This window comes from Cycloclasticus pugetii PS-1 (assembly GCF_000384415.1).
Taxonomy (GTDB): Bacteria; Pseudomonadota; Gammaproteobacteria; order Methylococcales; family Cycloclasticaceae; genus Cycloclasticus; species Cycloclasticus pugetii.
This window is the reverse complement of the sequence record NZ_ARVU01000001.1, coordinates 165,727-180,982: the sequence shown is the minus strand read 5'-3', so window position 1 is coordinate 180,982 and position 15,256 is coordinate 165,727. Positions and strand designations below refer to the sequence as shown.

At 43.9% G+C, this 15,256-nt stretch carries 17 protein-coding genes; 11 read left to right on the top strand and 6 right to left on the bottom strand.

Features of this window, described 5'->3' with window-relative positions:
* Positions 1-72: 72 nt before the first annotated feature.
* Complete coding sequence (gene thiC / locus CYCPU_RS0100905) at positions 73-1,938, bottom strand: phosphomethylpyrimidine synthase ThiC (RefSeq protein WP_016390377.1); 1,866 nt, start codon at positions 1,936-1,938, stop codon at positions 73-75.
* 99 nt (positions 1,939-2,037) lie between these two features.
* On the opposite strand from thiC, the gene CYCPU_RS0100900 reads away from it, so the two are divergent.
* From CYCPU_RS0100900 to CYCPU_RS0100885, 4 genes are read left to right on the top strand one after another with little or no spacing between them, the layout of a single operon-like run.
* Complete coding sequence (locus tag CYCPU_RS0100900) at positions 2,038-2,358, top strand: rhodanese-like domain-containing protein (RefSeq protein ID WP_020161681.1); 321 nt, start codon at positions 2,038-2,040, stop codon at positions 2,356-2,358.
* A gap of 4 nt (positions 2,359-2,362) precedes the next feature.
* Positions 2,363-2,890, top strand: coding sequence for a mismatch-specific DNA-glycosylase (locus CYCPU_RS0100895; RefSeq protein ID WP_020161680.1), 528 nt, complete (start codon positions 2,363-2,365; stop codon positions 2,888-2,890).
* Positions 2,891-2,897: 7 nt separating this feature from the next.
* Positions 2,898-3,350 carry a D-aminoacyl-tRNA deacylase gene (gene dtd / locus CYCPU_RS0100890; protein WP_020931856.1) on the top strand — a complete coding sequence of 151 codons (453 nt, stop codon included), beginning with the start codon at positions 2,898-2,900 and terminating at the stop codon, positions 3,348-3,350.
* A 54-nt stretch (positions 3,351-3,404) separates the two neighbouring features.
* Positions 3,405-4,739 (top strand): TolC family outer membrane protein, encoded by a 1,335-nt coding sequence (locus CYCPU_RS0100885; RefSeq protein WP_026362536.1) that lies wholly within the window; start codon positions 3,405-3,407, stop codon positions 4,737-4,739.
* 47 nt (positions 4,740-4,786) lie between these two features.
* Here CYCPU_RS0100885 and CYCPU_RS0100880 read toward each other — a convergent pair whose 3' ends face one another.
* The 4 genes from CYCPU_RS0100880 to hldE are packed head-to-tail and all read right to left on the bottom strand — an operon-like array spanning position 4,787 to position 9,639.
* Complete coding sequence (locus tag CYCPU_RS0100880) at positions 4,787-5,992, bottom strand: YbfB/YjiJ family MFS transporter (RefSeq protein WP_232228506.1); 1,206 nt, start codon at positions 5,990-5,992, stop codon at positions 4,787-4,789.
* On the bottom strand, positions 5,964-7,235 hold the full coding sequence (waaA, locus tag CYCPU_RS0100875) for a lipid IV(A) 3-deoxy-D-manno-octulosonic acid transferase (protein ID WP_020161678.1): 1,272 nt from the start codon (positions 7,233-7,235) through the stop codon (positions 5,964-5,966). The genes CYCPU_RS0100880 and waaA overlap by 29 nt, the downstream gene beginning before the upstream one ends.
* A 4-nt stretch (positions 7,236-7,239) precedes the next feature.
* On the bottom strand, positions 7,240-8,199 hold the full coding sequence (gene rfaD, locus CYCPU_RS0100870; protein ID WP_020161677.1) for an ADP-glyceromanno-heptose 6-epimerase: 960 nt from the start codon (positions 8,197-8,199) through the stop codon (positions 7,240-7,242).
* 6 nt (positions 8,200-8,205) lie between these two features.
* Complete coding sequence (gene hldE, locus CYCPU_RS0100865; protein WP_015004985.1) at positions 8,206-9,639, bottom strand: bifunctional D-glycero-beta-D-manno-heptose-7-phosphate kinase/D-glycero-beta-D-manno-heptose 1-phosphate adenylyltransferase HldE; 1,434 nt, start codon at positions 9,637-9,639, stop codon at positions 8,206-8,208.
* 121 nt (positions 9,640-9,760) lie between these two features.
* On the opposite strand from hldE, the gene arsC reads away from it, so the two are divergent.
* The 7 genes from arsC to CYCPU_RS0100830 all read left to right on the top strand — a co-directional run bounded on the left by arsC (position 9,761) and on the right by CYCPU_RS0100830 (position 14,162).
* Entirely contained in the window at positions 9,761-10,108 is a 348-nt protein-coding gene (gene arsC, locus CYCPU_RS0100860; protein ID WP_015004984.1) for an arsenate reductase (glutaredoxin), read from the top strand.
* Complete coding sequence (gene wrbA / locus CYCPU_RS0100855) at positions 10,109-10,705, top strand: NAD(P)H:quinone oxidoreductase (RefSeq protein ID WP_020161676.1); 597 nt, start codon at positions 10,109-10,111, stop codon at positions 10,703-10,705.
* Positions 10,705-11,058, top strand: a complete 354-nt coding sequence (locus CYCPU_RS0100850) for a DUF2069 domain-containing protein (RefSeq protein WP_015004982.1) — start codon at positions 10,705-10,707, stop codon at positions 11,056-11,058. Before wrbA ends, CYCPU_RS0100850 begins: the two co-directional genes overlap by 1 nt.
* Positions 11,058-11,744 (top strand): DnaA regulatory inactivator Hda, encoded by a 687-nt coding sequence (gene hda / locus CYCPU_RS0100845; RefSeq protein WP_020161675.1) that lies wholly within the window; start codon positions 11,058-11,060, stop codon positions 11,742-11,744. The genes CYCPU_RS0100850 and hda overlap by 1 nt, the downstream gene beginning before the upstream one ends.
* A 72-nt stretch (positions 11,745-11,816) precedes the next feature.
* Positions 11,817-12,563 (top strand): DUF4197 domain-containing protein, encoded by a 747-nt coding sequence (locus CYCPU_RS0100840; protein WP_015004980.1) that lies wholly within the window; start codon positions 11,817-11,819, stop codon positions 12,561-12,563.
* Between the two features lie 23 nt (positions 12,564-12,586).
* Positions 12,587-13,420: a mechanosensitive ion channel domain-containing protein gene (locus CYCPU_RS0100835; RefSeq protein ID WP_016390369.1), complete on the top strand. Its 834-nt coding sequence runs from the start codon at positions 12,587-12,589 to the stop codon at positions 13,418-13,420.
* 169 nt (positions 13,421-13,589) lie between these two features.
* Entirely contained in the window at positions 13,590-14,162 is a 573-nt protein-coding gene (locus tag CYCPU_RS0100830) for a superoxide dismutase (RefSeq protein WP_015004978.1), read from the top strand.
* A 44-nt stretch (positions 14,163-14,206) separates the two neighbouring features.
* Here CYCPU_RS0100830 and CYCPU_RS0100825 read toward each other — a convergent pair whose 3' ends face one another.
* Positions 14,207-15,256, bottom strand: coding sequence for an AI-2E family transporter (locus CYCPU_RS0100825; protein ID WP_016390368.1), 1,050 nt, complete (start codon positions 15,254-15,256; stop codon positions 14,207-14,209).

The window sequence follows — 15,256 nt, the reverse complement described above, 5'->3', positions numbered from 1 at the left end:
AAACATTTAGCTCCTTCAAAAAGCTAGCCGAATTTTGATTGCTCAGGATCTCTGCGCTATTATGAGAAGATGTTAAACCTTCTTATATAGCTCGGCACCTTTGCTTTTAAACTCGCCTGCTTTTTCAGCCATCCCTTCAGCCAACGCATCTTGAGCATCTATGCCTTTATTCGCTGCATAATCGCGCACATCTTGGCTAATTTTCATCGAACAAAAATGTGGCCCACACATGGAGCAGAAGTGGGCAACTTTGGCAGAGTCTTTAGGTAAGGTTTCGTCGTGATATTCACGTGCTCTGTCCGGGTCTAAACCAAGATTAAACTGATCTTCCCAACGAAATTCAAATCGCGCTTTTGATAAGGCATTATCTCGTATTTGTGCGCCGGGGTGACCTTTGGCTAAATCCGCCGCATGTGCAGCAATTTTATAGGTAATAATCCCCACTCGAACATCTTCTTTATTCGGTAAACCCAGATGCTCTTTAGGCGTAACATAACAGAGCATCGCACAACCAAACCAGCCAATCATCGCAGCACCAATGCCCGATGTAATATGGTCATAGCCCGGTGCAATATCGGTTGTTAAAGGGCCGAGGGTATAAAAAGGCGCCTCATCACAGCACTCTAGCTGCTTATCCATGTTTTCCTTGATCATATGCATAGGAACGTGACCAGGACCTTCGATCATTGTTTGCACATCGTGCTTCCAAGCTATTTTCGTCAGTTCACCTAACGTTTCTAATTCACCAAACTGAGCTTCGTCGTTTGCATCGGCCAAGGAGCCAGGGCGCAACCCATCGCCCAATGAAAATGACACATCATACGCTTTCATGATTTCGCAGATATCTTCAAAATGCGTATATAAAAAGTTTTCTTTATGGTGTGCTAAACACCATTTCGCCATAATAGAACCACCGCGTGACACAATGCCGGTCGTCCGCTTAGCTGTCATCGGTACATAACGTAGTAAAACGCCTGCGTGGATTGTAAAGTAATCAACACCTTGTTCTGCTTGTTCAATCAAAGTATCGCGGAAAATTTCCCACGTTAAATCTTCTGCTTTACCGTTTACTTTTTCAAGGGCTTGATAAATCGGCACCGTACCAATCGGCACAGGGGAATTACGCAAAATCCACTCACGTGTTTCATGTATATTTTTACCGGTTGATAAGTCCATGATGGTATCCGCGCCCCATCGAATGCCCCATACCATCTTATCAACTTCTTCTTCAATCGAAGAAGTCACCGCTGAATTACCTAAATTACCGTTAATTTTAACCAAGAAGTTACGGCCTATAATCATTGGCTCTACTTCAGGGTGGTTAATATTCGCTGGAATAATCGCTCTGCCACGTGCAACTTCGTCACGCACAAATTCTGCTGTGATCTGCTCAGGGATACTTGCGCCGAAGGATTCGCCGGGGTGTTGCTCTGCGTTAATTTCAGAACGCTTCATGTTTTCACGAATCGCTATGTATTCCATTTCAGGCGTGATAATGCCTTTTTTCGCATAATGCATTTGGCTAACGTTTGCGCCCGCTTTCGCTCGTCGAGGTGCTTGGATATGCTCAAAACGTAAGCTTGCTAACGCTGGGTCGTTTTGCCGTTCTTGGCCAAAAGTTGAGCTGGGCCCTTCTAGCAGCTCAGTATCATTCCTATCTAAAATCCACGGTAAACGCACATTCGGCAACCCTTTACGCAAATCAATCGTTGCATCTGGATCTGTATAGACACCCGAACAATCATAAACATACACATCTGGGTTTTTTTCTGCGCCAAAACTAGACGCTGTATCCGCTAATGATATTTTACGCATCGGCACGTTGATATCATCACGCGAGCCTTTAATATAAACTTTTTCTGAATTTGGCAAAGGCGTTATAGCTGCCTGCTGCAATGCTTCGGTTTTCTTCTGGAATTCTTCTGGAATGGCGCTCATAACGACCTCTTTGATGCACGTGTATTGATATTAGGGTAGCCTTCATCTTATCACACACTGCTATAATTAATTTCCAATAAAAAAGGCTTTATTACCCATATGAAAAAAATTTCTGCTACTGAACTAAGCTCACTGCTTGAGCAACCTAATCACTCCTTATTTTTGCTTGATGTTAGAGAGCCTAACGAGTTTGAATATTGTCATCTATCAAACAGCCATTTAATACCAATGCAGAGCATCCCTAATCGTCTAGATGAACTGCCAAAAGACAGCCCTATTATTACTATCTGCCACCATGGAATGAGAAGCCAACAAGTAGCTCAGTTTTTGCTCCAAAACGGCTTTACCGATGTTATTAACTTGACCGGCGGTGTTAATGCTTGGGCCGCTCAGGTCGATAATTCTATGCCAACTTATTAAGCTAATGGAAACCTTGCCAGACCTACTTAGCGCCCCATTAGCCGCTTTGTCAGTTGGGTTAAACCCTTCTATTCCGTCTGTTAAGGCAGGGTTTTACTTTGCCAACCCCAGAAACCGATTTTGGAAAGCACTCAATCAGTGCGGTTTTTTTGATGAACATATCGAGGCCAGTTTTAAAGGCTGCCAATACCTACACACTAAATACCGAATTGGATTTACTGACCTAGTAAAGCGCCCAACCGCTGGCTGCGGCGACTTAAAAGCCTTTGACTACCGTAACGGTAGCTCCCGACTACAGCAACTCATCGACGATGCACAGCCCGACATAATTTGGTTCCACGGTAAATTAACCTGTCAAAAATACCTGCAATACAGCGAAGGCAAACAATCTGCCACCAGCTGGGGCCTGCAATCTTGGACGATTAACGCCAAACCCGTTTACGTATCACCCAATCCTAGCCCTGCAAATGCCGCTTTCTCACTAGCTGTTATTAGCGACAGCTATGCAGATTTTTTTAAACACTTATCATAACCTGCTCATGCTAACCGTTATTCAACGCGTCACTTATGCCAAGGTTACCGTTAATGATTGCCTCATTGGTGAAATTGGCCAAGGCATCGTCGCCCTTGTCGCCATTAAGGAAAACGATAGCGAAACCGAAGCAAAGCAATTGATTGATCGTATTTTATCGTATCGGATTTTTGCCGATAAAAACGGTAAAATGAACTTAAGCTTAAAAGATATTAACGGTGGTTTATTACTGATCCCACAGTTCACCTTAGCGGCCAATACCAAAAAAGGCGCTCGCCCCAGTTTTAGCTGCGTTGCAGCACCTCAACTATCAAAGCCGTTGTTCGAATTTACTACGCGTTATGCAAAACAACAATATGCCGCTGTTTCATGCGGTGAATTTGCTGCCGATATGCAAGTTACTTTATGCAATGACGGACCCGTCACATTTACATTAAAAACACGGAATGAAGATGGTTAAGAACCTGCCCAACATGCTAAAGTGTTGGCTGTTACTACTAGTCTCTTTACCAACATGATTTTTTTGAAAAAACTTCTTCCAAGTCTCGCTCTTTGTATTTTCCCTGTTTTAAGCATCGCCCAACCTATCGATTTGATGACGGCCTACAAACGTGCTCTTCAACATGATGCTGACATTCATGCTGCTTATAACCAGTTGCTATCTTCAAAAGAAGCAAGCCCACAGGCTTTAGCTGGGTTACTACCTAGCATTAACGCATCGGCGCTGTCTAATGATGTCCGCCAAGAAAGTGAAAGTAGTTTTTCGGGAACGGGGAAAAGCACAGACCAATTCCGTGATGAGGGCTTTGCAGTTTCCCTAAGACAGCCTCTTTTTAATTGGGCCAACTACACTCGCTACAAGCAAGCTAATAAGCAGGTTTCTAGAGCCGAAGTAGAGTATGAAATTGCGCAACAAGCACTAATTTTACGTTTAACCGAACGTTACCTTAACAGCCTTCAAGCCGAAGTAGCCTTGAACTTAGCAAACGACGATGTTAATGCTTTCACCCGTCAGCTTGAGCAAGCACAAGCTCGCTTTGAAGTTGGCCTTATCGCGATCACTGACGTACATAACGCCCAAGCTCGATATGATTTGTCTATTGCAACTCAAATTGCTGCACAAGATGACCTGTATTCTGCACAAGAGTCACTTCGAGAGATTATCCAAACCGACGAATTAGTACTGGCTCATTTAGCCTCTAGTTTCCCCTTATCTGCGCCTGAACCGAATGATATCAATCGCTGGGAAGAGTTTGCTGCCCTGCAAAACCTATCGCTGGAAGTAGCTAAATACGATGTCAACATTGCTAAAAAAGAAATAGAGCTACAGCGCGCAGGCCACTACCCTACTGTAGATCTAGTCGCTTCTCACCAATATGCTGAAACCGGCGGTGGCAGCTTTGGAACTGGCTTAAGAAATGAATCCGATAGCATTGGCGTAGAACTAAATGTGCCTTTATTTGCGGGCGGAAGAACCAGCTCACTAACAAGGCAAGCAGCGTTTAACCATCAACAATCGTTAGATATCTTACAATCATTACAACGCACCACTCTAAGAAAAACGCGTGACGCATTTAGGGGCGTTACGACCAACCTAAAACGCATCCATGCCTTAGAGCAGGCCATTGTTTCAAACAAAAGCTCTTTAGACGCAAATGAAGTTGGCTTAGAAGTAGGGACCCGTACCATCGTTGATGTGCTTGATGCGCAAAGTAACTTATCACGAGCAAAACTTGAACTAAGCATTGCGAAAAAAGACTATATTCTTAATATTTTAAACCTTAAAAACAATGCTGGAACCCTTTCTGAGGCCGACCTTGGCATAGTCAACAACTGGCTAGCACACTAGACACCGCTCATTATTAGCCGTAATAAAGAACACTAGCTACATAAGCATCATGGCGTTGCATTAAGTAACGCCATGTCTTTAATAGCCCATTTTTTGATCAGCCAAATAACAGCTGAACCGAACAAAACGCAGCCACTCGCCATAAATAATGAGGCATTATAATCACCCGTTGAGGCTGCTAAATAGCCTGCGATAGTGGGCGCTACAATCTGCGGAACACCATAACTCATCGTTAACATACCCATCAGCTTTGCCGGCTTTGTCGGGTAAAATCGGCCCGCCATTGTCAACACAATGCTTACGATACCCACGAAAGTAAAACCATACAAAGCAGCACTTAATAAAGCAAACAGCAATGTATCGCTCAACGCGGGAAGCACAATACCTACCGCATGTATCAAAAATGCAAATAGCAGCGCATTCAAAATACCCGTTTTTCTTGAAATTAAATCCCAGATAATGCACGCTGGCGCGGCACAGGCACCCAATACAAGAAATGCAATTTCACCTTGCCCCTTCAAAGCAGGCTGATTCTCGACTATTGCCACAATATACGTTGCGCTAATAACAAAGCCAAAACCTGCGCAAAAGTACACCAACAACATAAGCCCCAAGAACCGCTTACTGGGTGGTTTATCATCAAGAAGCTGCCCTTTTTCTGTTAGCTTGCTTGTAGCTGGAGGCGGTAACCATCGCCATGCAGGAATAGCTAACCCCATCCCAACAAAACCGAGCAACAACCATTGCGCTGACCAGCTGACTGACTTCGAGTATTCAAGTAATAAAGCTACAAGTACTATTCCTAACCCTATCCCAGAAAAGTGAATACCCATCTCGCTTCGATGGTGATGCCTAATCAACCAATTTAACATTAGGCCTGCGCCAATTAACAACCCGGCGGCCGTACTAAAACCCGCAACAAAGCGCGAAACACCCCAAACCCAAGGGTTATCAGACAGCCCCATCATTATTGTTGTCATAATCGCAAGCAGTAAGCCTAGCCGGTAAATCCGGTCTTTAACAACGAGGTTTCCAACTAATGTCGCTGTTAACGCACCCAACATATAGCCCAGATAATTTATAGTCGCCAACCAACCCGCTAGCACCTTGGTTAATCCAGCCTGTTCAAACATGATAGGGATCATTGGCGTATAGGAAAAACGCGCGATACTCATTGTTAAGATCAGGCAAAAAATACCTGATGAAAGTACTTTAAAGCGGCTACTAACGAGACGCATTAACCATACTGACAATACGCTCTGCCACTTTATCCACCGCGCCTTTGTTTTGCTCAACAAAACGAAGGCCCTTCATTCCCATCTGATCTCGTTGCTCAGGGTGCTCGAGTAAGTCAACCACTTGTAATGCAAGTTCGTCCGCACCTATCACTTGAATCGCAGCGCCTTTTTTTAATAAGCACTCACTAATTTCGGTGAAGTTATGTACAAATGGACCAAAAAGAACCGGCACTGAATGTGCCGCCGCCTCAAGCATATTGTGCCCACCAGTTGGCACGAAACTACCACCAATAAATGCAACATCAACGGTTGCATAGTACAGTTTCAATTCACCCAAGGTATCCAGTAAAAACACGTCTGTTTTTACTGGCGATGATTTTTGCTCGCTTCGTCGCGTCACGGTATAACCACGTTTTTCACACATTTTTGCAACGGTGTTAAATCGCTCTGGGTGCCGAGGCACCAAAACTAACAAGCTATTCGGTAACTGTTTTTTTATTTGAGAAAAAGCATCCAATACTATTTCATCTTCGCCTTCATGCGTACTGGCAGCTATCCAACTAGGGCGCTGTTGAAACCAATCTCGCCTGATGACCTCTGCTTCTTCAAACAGATGGGCTGACATTTCTAGATCAAACTTAATATTACCTGGCACACTGATATTATTTTTATTTAAACCGAGATCAACGAATCGCTCTAAGGTCGCCTCAGTTTGCGCACAGACATGCGTAATATTCGCCAATGTTTGCACCATAAAAGCACCTAGTTTTGCATACCCCTTTGCAGACTTTTCAGAAAGTCGTGCGTTAACAATAATAGACGGCACAGCATTTTTCTGCGCTTGGTGAAGCATATTTGGCCAAATTTCTGTTTCTAGAATAATCGCTATGGCTGGTTTAAAACACCGATAAAAGCGCCACATCGCATCCGGCAAATCGTAAGGCAAATACACATGATGAACACGATAACCTAAAAATGCCTTCACTCGCGTAGAGCCCGTTGGTGTGGTTGTAGTAACCAAAATTGGCTTATCTGGATAAGCAGCTGCAATTTTATCAATCAGTGCAAAAGCTGCCTCTGCCTCACCGACAGACACGGTATGGAACCAAATAACCCCTTGCGGATGACCTTTTTTATACCAACCAAAACGTTCTGCCCAACGGTTTAAGTATGCCGGTGCTTTGCGCCCACGGATTAACAGCCGTAAAATAAAAAACGGGGTCAGTAAGTACAATAAGACTGAGTACGCCAGTCGCATTAAACTAACCGGCGTTTAACCATTCCATGTAACACTTTACTCCTTCAGCCACGGTTTTGAATCTAACATCACAACCGGCCGCCCTTAACGCCGTTAAGTCTGCCTCTGTAAAGCTTTGATAATGTCCAATCAAATGGTCGGGAAAAGGAATGTAACTTAGGCTGCCTTTTTGGTGATAATCCAGTACGCCTTTCGCTACATCATTAAAAGGTTGGCTCTTACCCGTGCCACAATTATAAATTCCAGACACCGTTGGGTTATCCAAAAACCATAAATTCACGTCAACCACATCCGTCACATAAACAAAGTCACGTACTTGCTCACCATCTGCATAACCATCACAACCAGCGAAAAGTTTGATTTCACCTTTTTCAAGTAGTTGATTATTTAAGTGAAACGCTACACTCGCCATGCTTCCTTTATGCTGTTCACGGGGGCCATATACATTAAAATAACGCAGTCCAACTACTTGGCTTCTGGCCTCTTGCGGGCTTAATGCTTCTTGTGCTCTGACATATTGATCAAACAAGAATTTAGAATAACCATACACATTCAGTGGCGCTTCGTTGGATAAGTCTTCCTTAAAAACACGCCCACCGCCATAAACCGAGGCACTGGATGCATAAATAAACGGCACCTTATTTTCTTGGCAAAAATGGTAAAGGGTTTTCGAGTATTCATAATTGTTTTCCATCATAAACTGACCATCCCACTCAGTTGTAGATGAGCAGGCGCCTTGATGGAAAAGCGCTTCAATCTTAACCCCGTCGAGGTCCCCGCCTAATACGCTATCTAAGAAATCATCTTTATCCATATAGTCGGCAATCCGGCCATCCACGATGTTCTTAAATTTTGTGCCGTCTTTTAAGTCATCAACGACTAAGATGTCGCTAATACCTCTAGCGTTTAAACCTTGCACTATATTGCTGCCAATAAACCCTGCACCACCTGTTACGATTATCATCTTCGTTTACCTTTTATCGCTTGTATCGCGTATATTTTTAATCAAATTGGTCGTTGAACAACCATCCACATAATCCAGCACATAGGTAGAACCACCTGCCTTGGCAACACAATCATGTCCTTCAATATCTTCAATTCGTTGATAGTCGCCACCTTTCACCAACACATCAGGCAAAATGCGACAAATATGCTCGCGTGGTGAATCTTCTGAAAAAGCGCAAACCCAATCTACACACGCTAATGCGGACAACATTTCTGCACGTGTTGCTAAATTATTAATCGGCCGCTCAGGGCCCTTTAAGCGAGACACCGAGGCATCATCATTCACTAAAATAATTAACCGATCACCCAACGCCTTTGCTTGCTGCAAATACCGCACATGTCCTGGGTGTAAAATATCAAAGCAACCGTTTGTTAGTACAATTTTTTCGCCATTCAAGCGCGCTGTTGAAATCGCTTCTGACAACTCATCTGCACTAACATAGCCGCGAGGCATGTCTTCTAAGGTGTGCAAAGTCGCCTGCAACTCTTGCTGAGTAATCGATGCCGTGCCTAATTTAGCCACCACTAAGCCGGCTGCTTGATTAGCCAATACGGTGGCTTCTGAAAAACTTGAGCCCGCGGCCAAGCATGCTGCTAATGTTGAAATAACCGTATCACCTGCGCCCGTCACATCAAACACTTCTTGCGCCTGCGTTGGTAAATGAATCGGCGGCTGTTGCGGCTGCAATAAGGTCATGCCTTTGTCACCACGGGTAACCAATAACGCCTCCAGCTCTAGCTCATTAAGCAAGGCAGCGCCACGAATGACGACATCCTCATCACTCTCACATTCACCTACCACGGCTTGAAACTCACTCCAATTTGGGGTAATTAACGTGGCCCCTCGGTATTTGCTAAAGTCTGTTCCTTTCGGGTCTATTAATACTTTTTTACCTGCTGCTTTTGCCGCAGCAATAAGTTGTGTTACAGACGCCAGCGTTCCTTTGCCATAATCTGACAAAATCACCACATCATGCGAGGCAAGTACCGCTGTATAGTGTTCTAGTAAGGCCTCTGCCGGCAAATCATGAAAACTGTCTTCAAAGTCCAAACGAATCAATTGCTGATGACGACTTAAAATGCGTAATTTGGTAATCGTTGGCTGATTAGCCAGTGTCATAAACTGACACACTACTTTTGCTTCTTCTAGCTGACTTTTTAACGATCTTGCTGCGTCATCATCACCGGTATAACCAAGAACTGACACTGCCGCATCCAAACCCGCAATATTTAACGCAACGTTTCCGGCACCGCCTGGGCGATCTTCTACATTTTTAACGTGCACAACAGGCACTGGCGCTTCTGGAGAAATACGCGAGGTATCGCCTTGCCAGTTTCTATCCAGCATCAAGTCTCCAACAACCAGTACTGACGCTTGGCTAAAATCAGGTAATTTCATCTTCGAATTCTTATTTAATAATCTACCGCCCATCATATCACGCAGCACACAAAGCAGAAAAAGCCTGCCCTAAATTAACAGATAATTTATAATTCAAGAAAACACGCATGAGGATACTCTGTTGAGCATTAAAATTTATCATAACCCACGTTGCAGCAAATCTCGCCAAACACTCCAACTACTTGAAGAAAAAGGCGTTCAACCAGACGTTATCGAGTACCTGAAGAAAGCACCTAGCCGAGCCGAACTAGAATCCATATTAAGCATGCTCAATATGGAGCCACGCGACTTAATGCGCAAAGGCGAAGCCATTTATAAAGAACAAAACCTAAAGGACAACAGCCTTAGCGATGAACAGTTAATCACAGCAATGCTGGAGAACCCTATTTTAATTGAACGGCCTATCGTCTTAGCGAATGGCAAAGCAGCAATTGGCCGCCCACCTGAAACCGTTCTGGAAATTTTATAAATGAACACCGAGGTCCTGGTTCTATTTTATAGTCGCCATGGCGCAACAGCTAACATGGCCAGTGTGATTGCTCGGGGCGTGGAAAGCATAGAAGGCGTACAAGCTAAAATTCGTACCGTGCCAGCCATTTCTAGCGTTTGTGAAGCAACTGAAGACAATATTCCAGCTGACGGTGCTTTATACGCCAGCTTAGACGACCTTAAAAACTGCCACGGGCTCATCTTGGGTAGCTCGACTCGATTTGGCAATATGGCTGCACCCTTAAAATACTTTCTTGATGGCACAAGCAACCTTTGGCTATCTGGCGCGCTGATTGGCAAGCCTGCTGCCGTTTTTACCTCAACCAGTAGTCTTCACGGGGGGCAGGAAACAACGCTCACATCAATGATGCTACCGTTGCTTCACCACGGCATGTTGCTGGCCGGGCTACCGTACTCTGAACCATCATTGTTAGAAACACAATCTGGTGGCACACCATACGGCGCCAGTCATCTAGCAGGCCCTGATAACTCGCGAAAACTAGATCAACACGAATCTGACTTATGCCTTGCTCTTGGCAAAAGAATCGCCCTACTCGCAAAAAAACTTAATTCATAATGACTTTACCCGGTAAAAAAGCAGCGTACTGGTTGCAACTACTCAGCTACCTTTGCTTAATTGGCTTCATAACCGCTTGGATCACCCTACTCGCGCCACCGCAAACCTTCCCAGTAGCCTTGGTGCTTATCACCTGTGTTATCCCATTATTATTACCATTAAGGGGTGTTCTACATGGTAAAGAAAAGCCCGTTAACTGGGCGGCTTACTTAAGCCTGCTGTACTTTATACATGGCACAACCGAAGCGTTTGCAAGCTCAACTACTCGACTGCTTGGCCTTCTTGAAATTGTCATCAGCTTAACGGTATTTTTTAGCGCCTCTCTATATATTCGTCACATTAGCAAACATTAATGCACCCCCAACTGCCTCTGCCTTTCAAGTTAAAAGAAGCGTTTAACTTTGAGAGCTTTATTGCCACTGAGAATCAACTGGTCATTAAGTCCCTAAAAGACGCCGATGAACCGTTTATTTTTCTTTGGGGCGACATAGGAACCGGTAAGTCTCATTTATTACAATCGGCTTGCCAACGCCAAAGCCAACTAGGTGGCACAGCCAGCTATTTGCCAGCAAAAGAGCTACTGGGCACCTCGGCAAAAATACTGGAGGGCTTGGCGAACCTCGACCTAATTTGTATAGATGATATCGACATCCTATGTGAAAAGACTGATTGGGAAGAGGCCTTATTTAACCTGTTTAATCAAATTAAACAGCAAACTGGGCGTTTAATTGTAAGCGCCACGGTATCGCCACAACATCTTCAGATCAGCCTTAACGATTTGCAAAGCCGATTAAATAGCGGCCTTCCACTTAACTTGGCCCCTCTTAGCGACGAAAGCACCCTACAAGCCTTACAAGCACGTGCTCAAAAACTCGGCTTAGAACTTAACCGTGAAACCGCTAACTATTTAATGACGCACTTTCCTAGAAATCTGCATACGCTCTGGAACTTGCTTAACACATTAGACAAAGCAAGCCTAGCAGCCCAGCGAAAGTTGACCATTCCTTTTTTAAAGTCCACGTTATCAAAATCGATATAAGCCATTATTGATTAAGGCTGTGTTCAGTTCGGGGAAATATGATATCGTTTTTAAAAACAAGGAGACGTTTCCATGAACAATTGGCTAAAACAAACGACGTTTATCATCGCTTTATTAACAACACCTCTTGTCAACGCAGGGCTTTTTGATTTTATTAAAGACATCGATACCAGCAAGCTCAGCATTCCAACATCCAGCCAACTTCCCGCAAATTTAAGTCAGACTGATGTTATTGCAGGACTAAAAGAAGCCCTTAAAAAAGGCACGACCGTTGCTGTTAACAATTTAAGCCAAGAAGGTGGTTTCTTGAACCATGAGGATGTAAAGGTCCCCATTCCAAGCAGCTTACAACCCATTGCCTCTTCACTGGAAATGCTTGGCCAAGGTCGTTTAGTAGACAGCTTCCAAGCCACGCTCAACAAGGCCGCCGAACAAGCAGCCCCTGAAGCGGCTACTATTTTTGCAAACACCATTCAAAACATGAGTATTGATGATGCGGCACAGATTCTCAATGGATCAGATACCGCTGCAACTGACTATTTCAAACAACACAGCTCCGAGCAATTACTTAACAAGTTCCTACCCATTGTTAAACAGTCAACAGATAGTGCTGGTGTGACCGCCAGTTACAAGCAACTTATCGCTAACTCAGGCTCGATCGGCCAATTAGTTTCCTCACAAACACCGGATCTTGACACGTTTGTTGCACAAAAAGCGGTTGACGCTATGTTTTTACGAATTGCCGAGCAAGAAAAGCTCATCCGTGAAAACCCTGCAGCCCGAACAACCGATTTACTAAAAAAAGTCTTCACCCCCTAACCAAAAACTAACCGAGGTATAAAATGGAAAACGTATTATCCGAAGAAACCCTTCTTCAAGTTCAAGAGCTACTCACCGTATACGGGCTTAAAATCATCGCTGCACTCGCAATATTTATTATTGGTAAGATGATTGCTAAGTCGATTAAGTCCGGCGTCATTAAAGCAATGAAAAAAGGCGGCTCAGACCCGATCCTTATTTCATTCACTACTAACATTATTTATACCGCTCTACTGGCTTTCGTCATCATTGCCTCACTGGGGCAACTGGGCATACAAACCACTTCATTTATTGCCATCATTGGTGCTGCTGGTCTAGCGATTGGTTTAGCCCTTCAAGGCTCATTAGCAAACTTTGCCGCTGGCGTATTAATGATTATTTTTCGTCCCTTCAAAAAAGGCGATTTTATTGAAGGTGCTGGCGCTTCAGGTATCATCGAAGAGGTTCATATCTTCAATACCGTGATGCGTACTGGCGATAATAAAACCATTATCATTCCTAACGGCAGTTTAATGGGCGGAAATATTGTTAACTACTCAACCAAGCCAACACGACGTTTAGATTTAGTTATTGGCATTGGTTATGATGATGATATTAAGAAAGCAAAATCCGTATTAGACGAACTCATGCAAAATGAAACACGCATCTTAAAAGACCCCGCTCCAACCATTGGCCTACTCGAATTAGGCGATAGCAGCGTAAACTTCGCCGTACGCCCTTGGGTCAACTCTGCTGATTATTGGGGTGTGCATTTCGACTTACTCGAAAGCATCAAATTACGCTTTGATAGCGAAGGCATTAGCATTCCTTACCCACAACAAGACATCCACGTACACAATACAAGCGACGACAAGTAACGTCATTTAAAACGCTTACCAAAAGGGCTGGTTTACCAGCCCTTTTGCTTTTTGCAAAAAAATAACGGTAAGTCTCATTTAATATTGATTTATATCATAAACTTTACTATTGTGATATACGTACTTTTTAACGCGCTTAGCGCATCACTTAACTACAAAGGCAATTATCATGGCACATGAATTACCCGCTCTTCCTTATGCAATTGACGCATTGGAACCTCATATCTCTCAAGAAACACTAGAGTTTCACCACGGTAAACATCACGCAACCTATGTTACTAAATTAAATGGTTTAATCCCTGGAACAGAGTTTGAGAACGCAAGTCTTGAAGAGATTGTCAAAAACTCTTCTGGCCCTATTTTTAATAATGCAGCACAAATCTGGAACCACACATTTTATTGGAACTGTTTAACGCCAAACAGCACTGAGCCAACAGGTGATTTATTGGCTGCCATCAATGAAGCATACGGTTCTGTTGACGCATTTAAAGCAGAGTTTACAGACAAGTCTGTTAATTTATTTGGCGCTGGCTGGTGCTGGTTGGTTAAAAATGCTGATGGCAAACTTGAAATCGTTCAAACCAGCAATGCGGGCACACCGTTAACCGCTGGCCAAACACCATTATTAACTTGTGACGTATGGGAGCACGCTTACTACATCGACTGTCGTAACGCTCGCCCTGCCTACATGGATAAATTTTGGGCATTAGTGAACTGGGATTTTGTTGCACAAAACCTATAGTCACGAGACATAATTATAAAAAGGCACCGAATCGGTGCCTTTTTTTATGTTTGCTTGTATAACTCACTGCTTTTATATTGATCATTGACGTGTCTCAATAGTACAAATAAAACCGCCGCCACCGGCAAAGCCAATAAGACCCCGGTCACTCCAAAAAACTGACCACCAACCATCACCGAAAATATGACCGTTACCGGATGCAAACCGATCTTATCGCCGACCAACACAGGGGTTAACACGAAGCTTTCTAAAACTTGTGCTACTGCAAACACTACTAAGATTGGCAAAACACCACTGACATCATGCAACTGAAAAACAGACGTAGCGCAGGCCAATACAAGCCCCACAATCAAACCTAGATAAGGCACAAAACTGACCAGCCCGATAATTAAGCTGATTAACAAGGAAAACTCCAGCCCCACTAGACTTAATCCAATATAGTAAATAACTGACTGGCTAGCCATTACTAAAAGTTGTCCCTTGAAAAAAGCGCCAAGAACAGCATCAACTTCGTGCGCAATACCCGTTAACTTATCTTCTAGCCGACGTGGAAACGAATGTTGAATGCGTTCTAATATCGCATTCCAATCGCGTAAAAAGTAAAACGTGACGAGTGGAATCAACAGCAGATTAGTCAGCGCCGACAAGAAAGCCATTCCAGACGAGCTGACAGAGCTCAAGATGCTTGCCACGACACTACCAGCACTGCCAATATTGTCTTGCAGAGTCTGTTGAATTTCATCTACATTCACGGAGCCATAGTGATTTAAACGAACTTGCAGCCACGGCAGCACCGTTTCTTTTACCCAACTGATAATAGCCGGTACTTTTTCAACCAAACTAGCAAACTGTTGCTCTATCAGCGGCACAAGCACGATGGCCACGCCTGCCAAAAGAGTAAAGATTACAACAAACACCAAGCTGACCGCCCATGATCGCTGCCACTTATGTTTTTCCAGCCACGTTGCCAGTGGGTCACCTAAGTAGGCTAATAATGCCGCACAAACAAATGGCATTAAAATGGGCAATAACACGTAAGCCAGACCAATAAAGGCAATGGCAACTAAATAGTACTTAGTGTTATCGTTTTTCAT

Excerpts from the sequence above, each read along its gene's own strand:
- CYCPU_RS0100835 (WP_016390369.1), top strand. The coding sequence starts at position 12,587 with ATGGAAAACGTATTATCCGAAGAAACCCTTCTTCAAGTTCAAGAGCTA.
- CYCPU_RS0100885 (WP_026362536.1), top strand. The coding sequence starts at position 3,405 with ATGATTTTTTTGAAAAAACTTCTTCCAAGTCTCGCTCTTTGTATTTTC.
- CYCPU_RS0100830 (WP_015004978.1), top strand. The coding sequence starts at position 13,590 with ATGGCACATGAATTACCCGCTCTTCCTTATGCAATTGACGCATTGGAA.
- CYCPU_RS0100850 (WP_015004982.1), top strand. The coding sequence starts at position 10,705 with ATGACTTTACCCGGTAAAAAAGCAGCGTACTGGTTGCAACTACTCAGC.
- hldE (WP_015004985.1), bottom strand. The coding sequence starts at position 9,639 with ATGAAATTACCTGATTTTAGCCAAGCGTCAGTACTGGTTGTTGGAGAC.
- rfaD (WP_020161677.1), bottom strand. The coding sequence starts at position 8,199 with ATGATAATCGTAACAGGTGGTGCAGGGTTTATTGGCAGCAATATAGTG.
- CYCPU_RS0100900 (WP_020161681.1), top strand. The coding sequence starts at position 2,038 with ATGAAAAAAATTTCTGCTACTGAACTAAGCTCACTGCTTGAGCAACCT.
- wrbA (WP_020161676.1), top strand. The coding sequence starts at position 10,109 with ATGAACACCGAGGTCCTGGTTCTATTTTATAGTCGCCATGGCGCAACA.
- dtd (WP_020931856.1), top strand. The coding sequence starts at position 2,898 with ATGCTAACCGTTATTCAACGCGTCACTTATGCCAAGGTTACCGTTAAT.
- thiC (WP_016390377.1), bottom strand. The coding sequence starts at position 1,938 with ATGAGCGCCATTCCAGAAGAATTCCAGAAGAAAACCGAAGCATTGCAG.
- hda (WP_020161675.1), top strand. The coding sequence starts at position 11,058 with ATGCACCCCCAACTGCCTCTGCCTTTCAAGTTAAAAGAAGCGTTTAAC.
- CYCPU_RS0100895 (WP_020161680.1), top strand. The coding sequence starts at position 2,363 with ATGGAAACCTTGCCAGACCTACTTAGCGCCCCATTAGCCGCTTTGTCA.
- CYCPU_RS0100825 (WP_016390368.1), bottom strand. The coding sequence starts at position 15,256 with ATGAAAAACGATAACACTAAGTACTATTTAGTTGCCATTGCCTTTATT.
- CYCPU_RS0100840 (WP_015004980.1), top strand. The coding sequence starts at position 11,817 with ATGAACAATTGGCTAAAACAAACGACGTTTATCATCGCTTTATTAACA.
- waaA (WP_020161678.1), bottom strand. The coding sequence starts at position 7,235 with ATGCGACTGGCGTACTCAGTCTTATTGTACTTACTGACCCCGTTTTTT.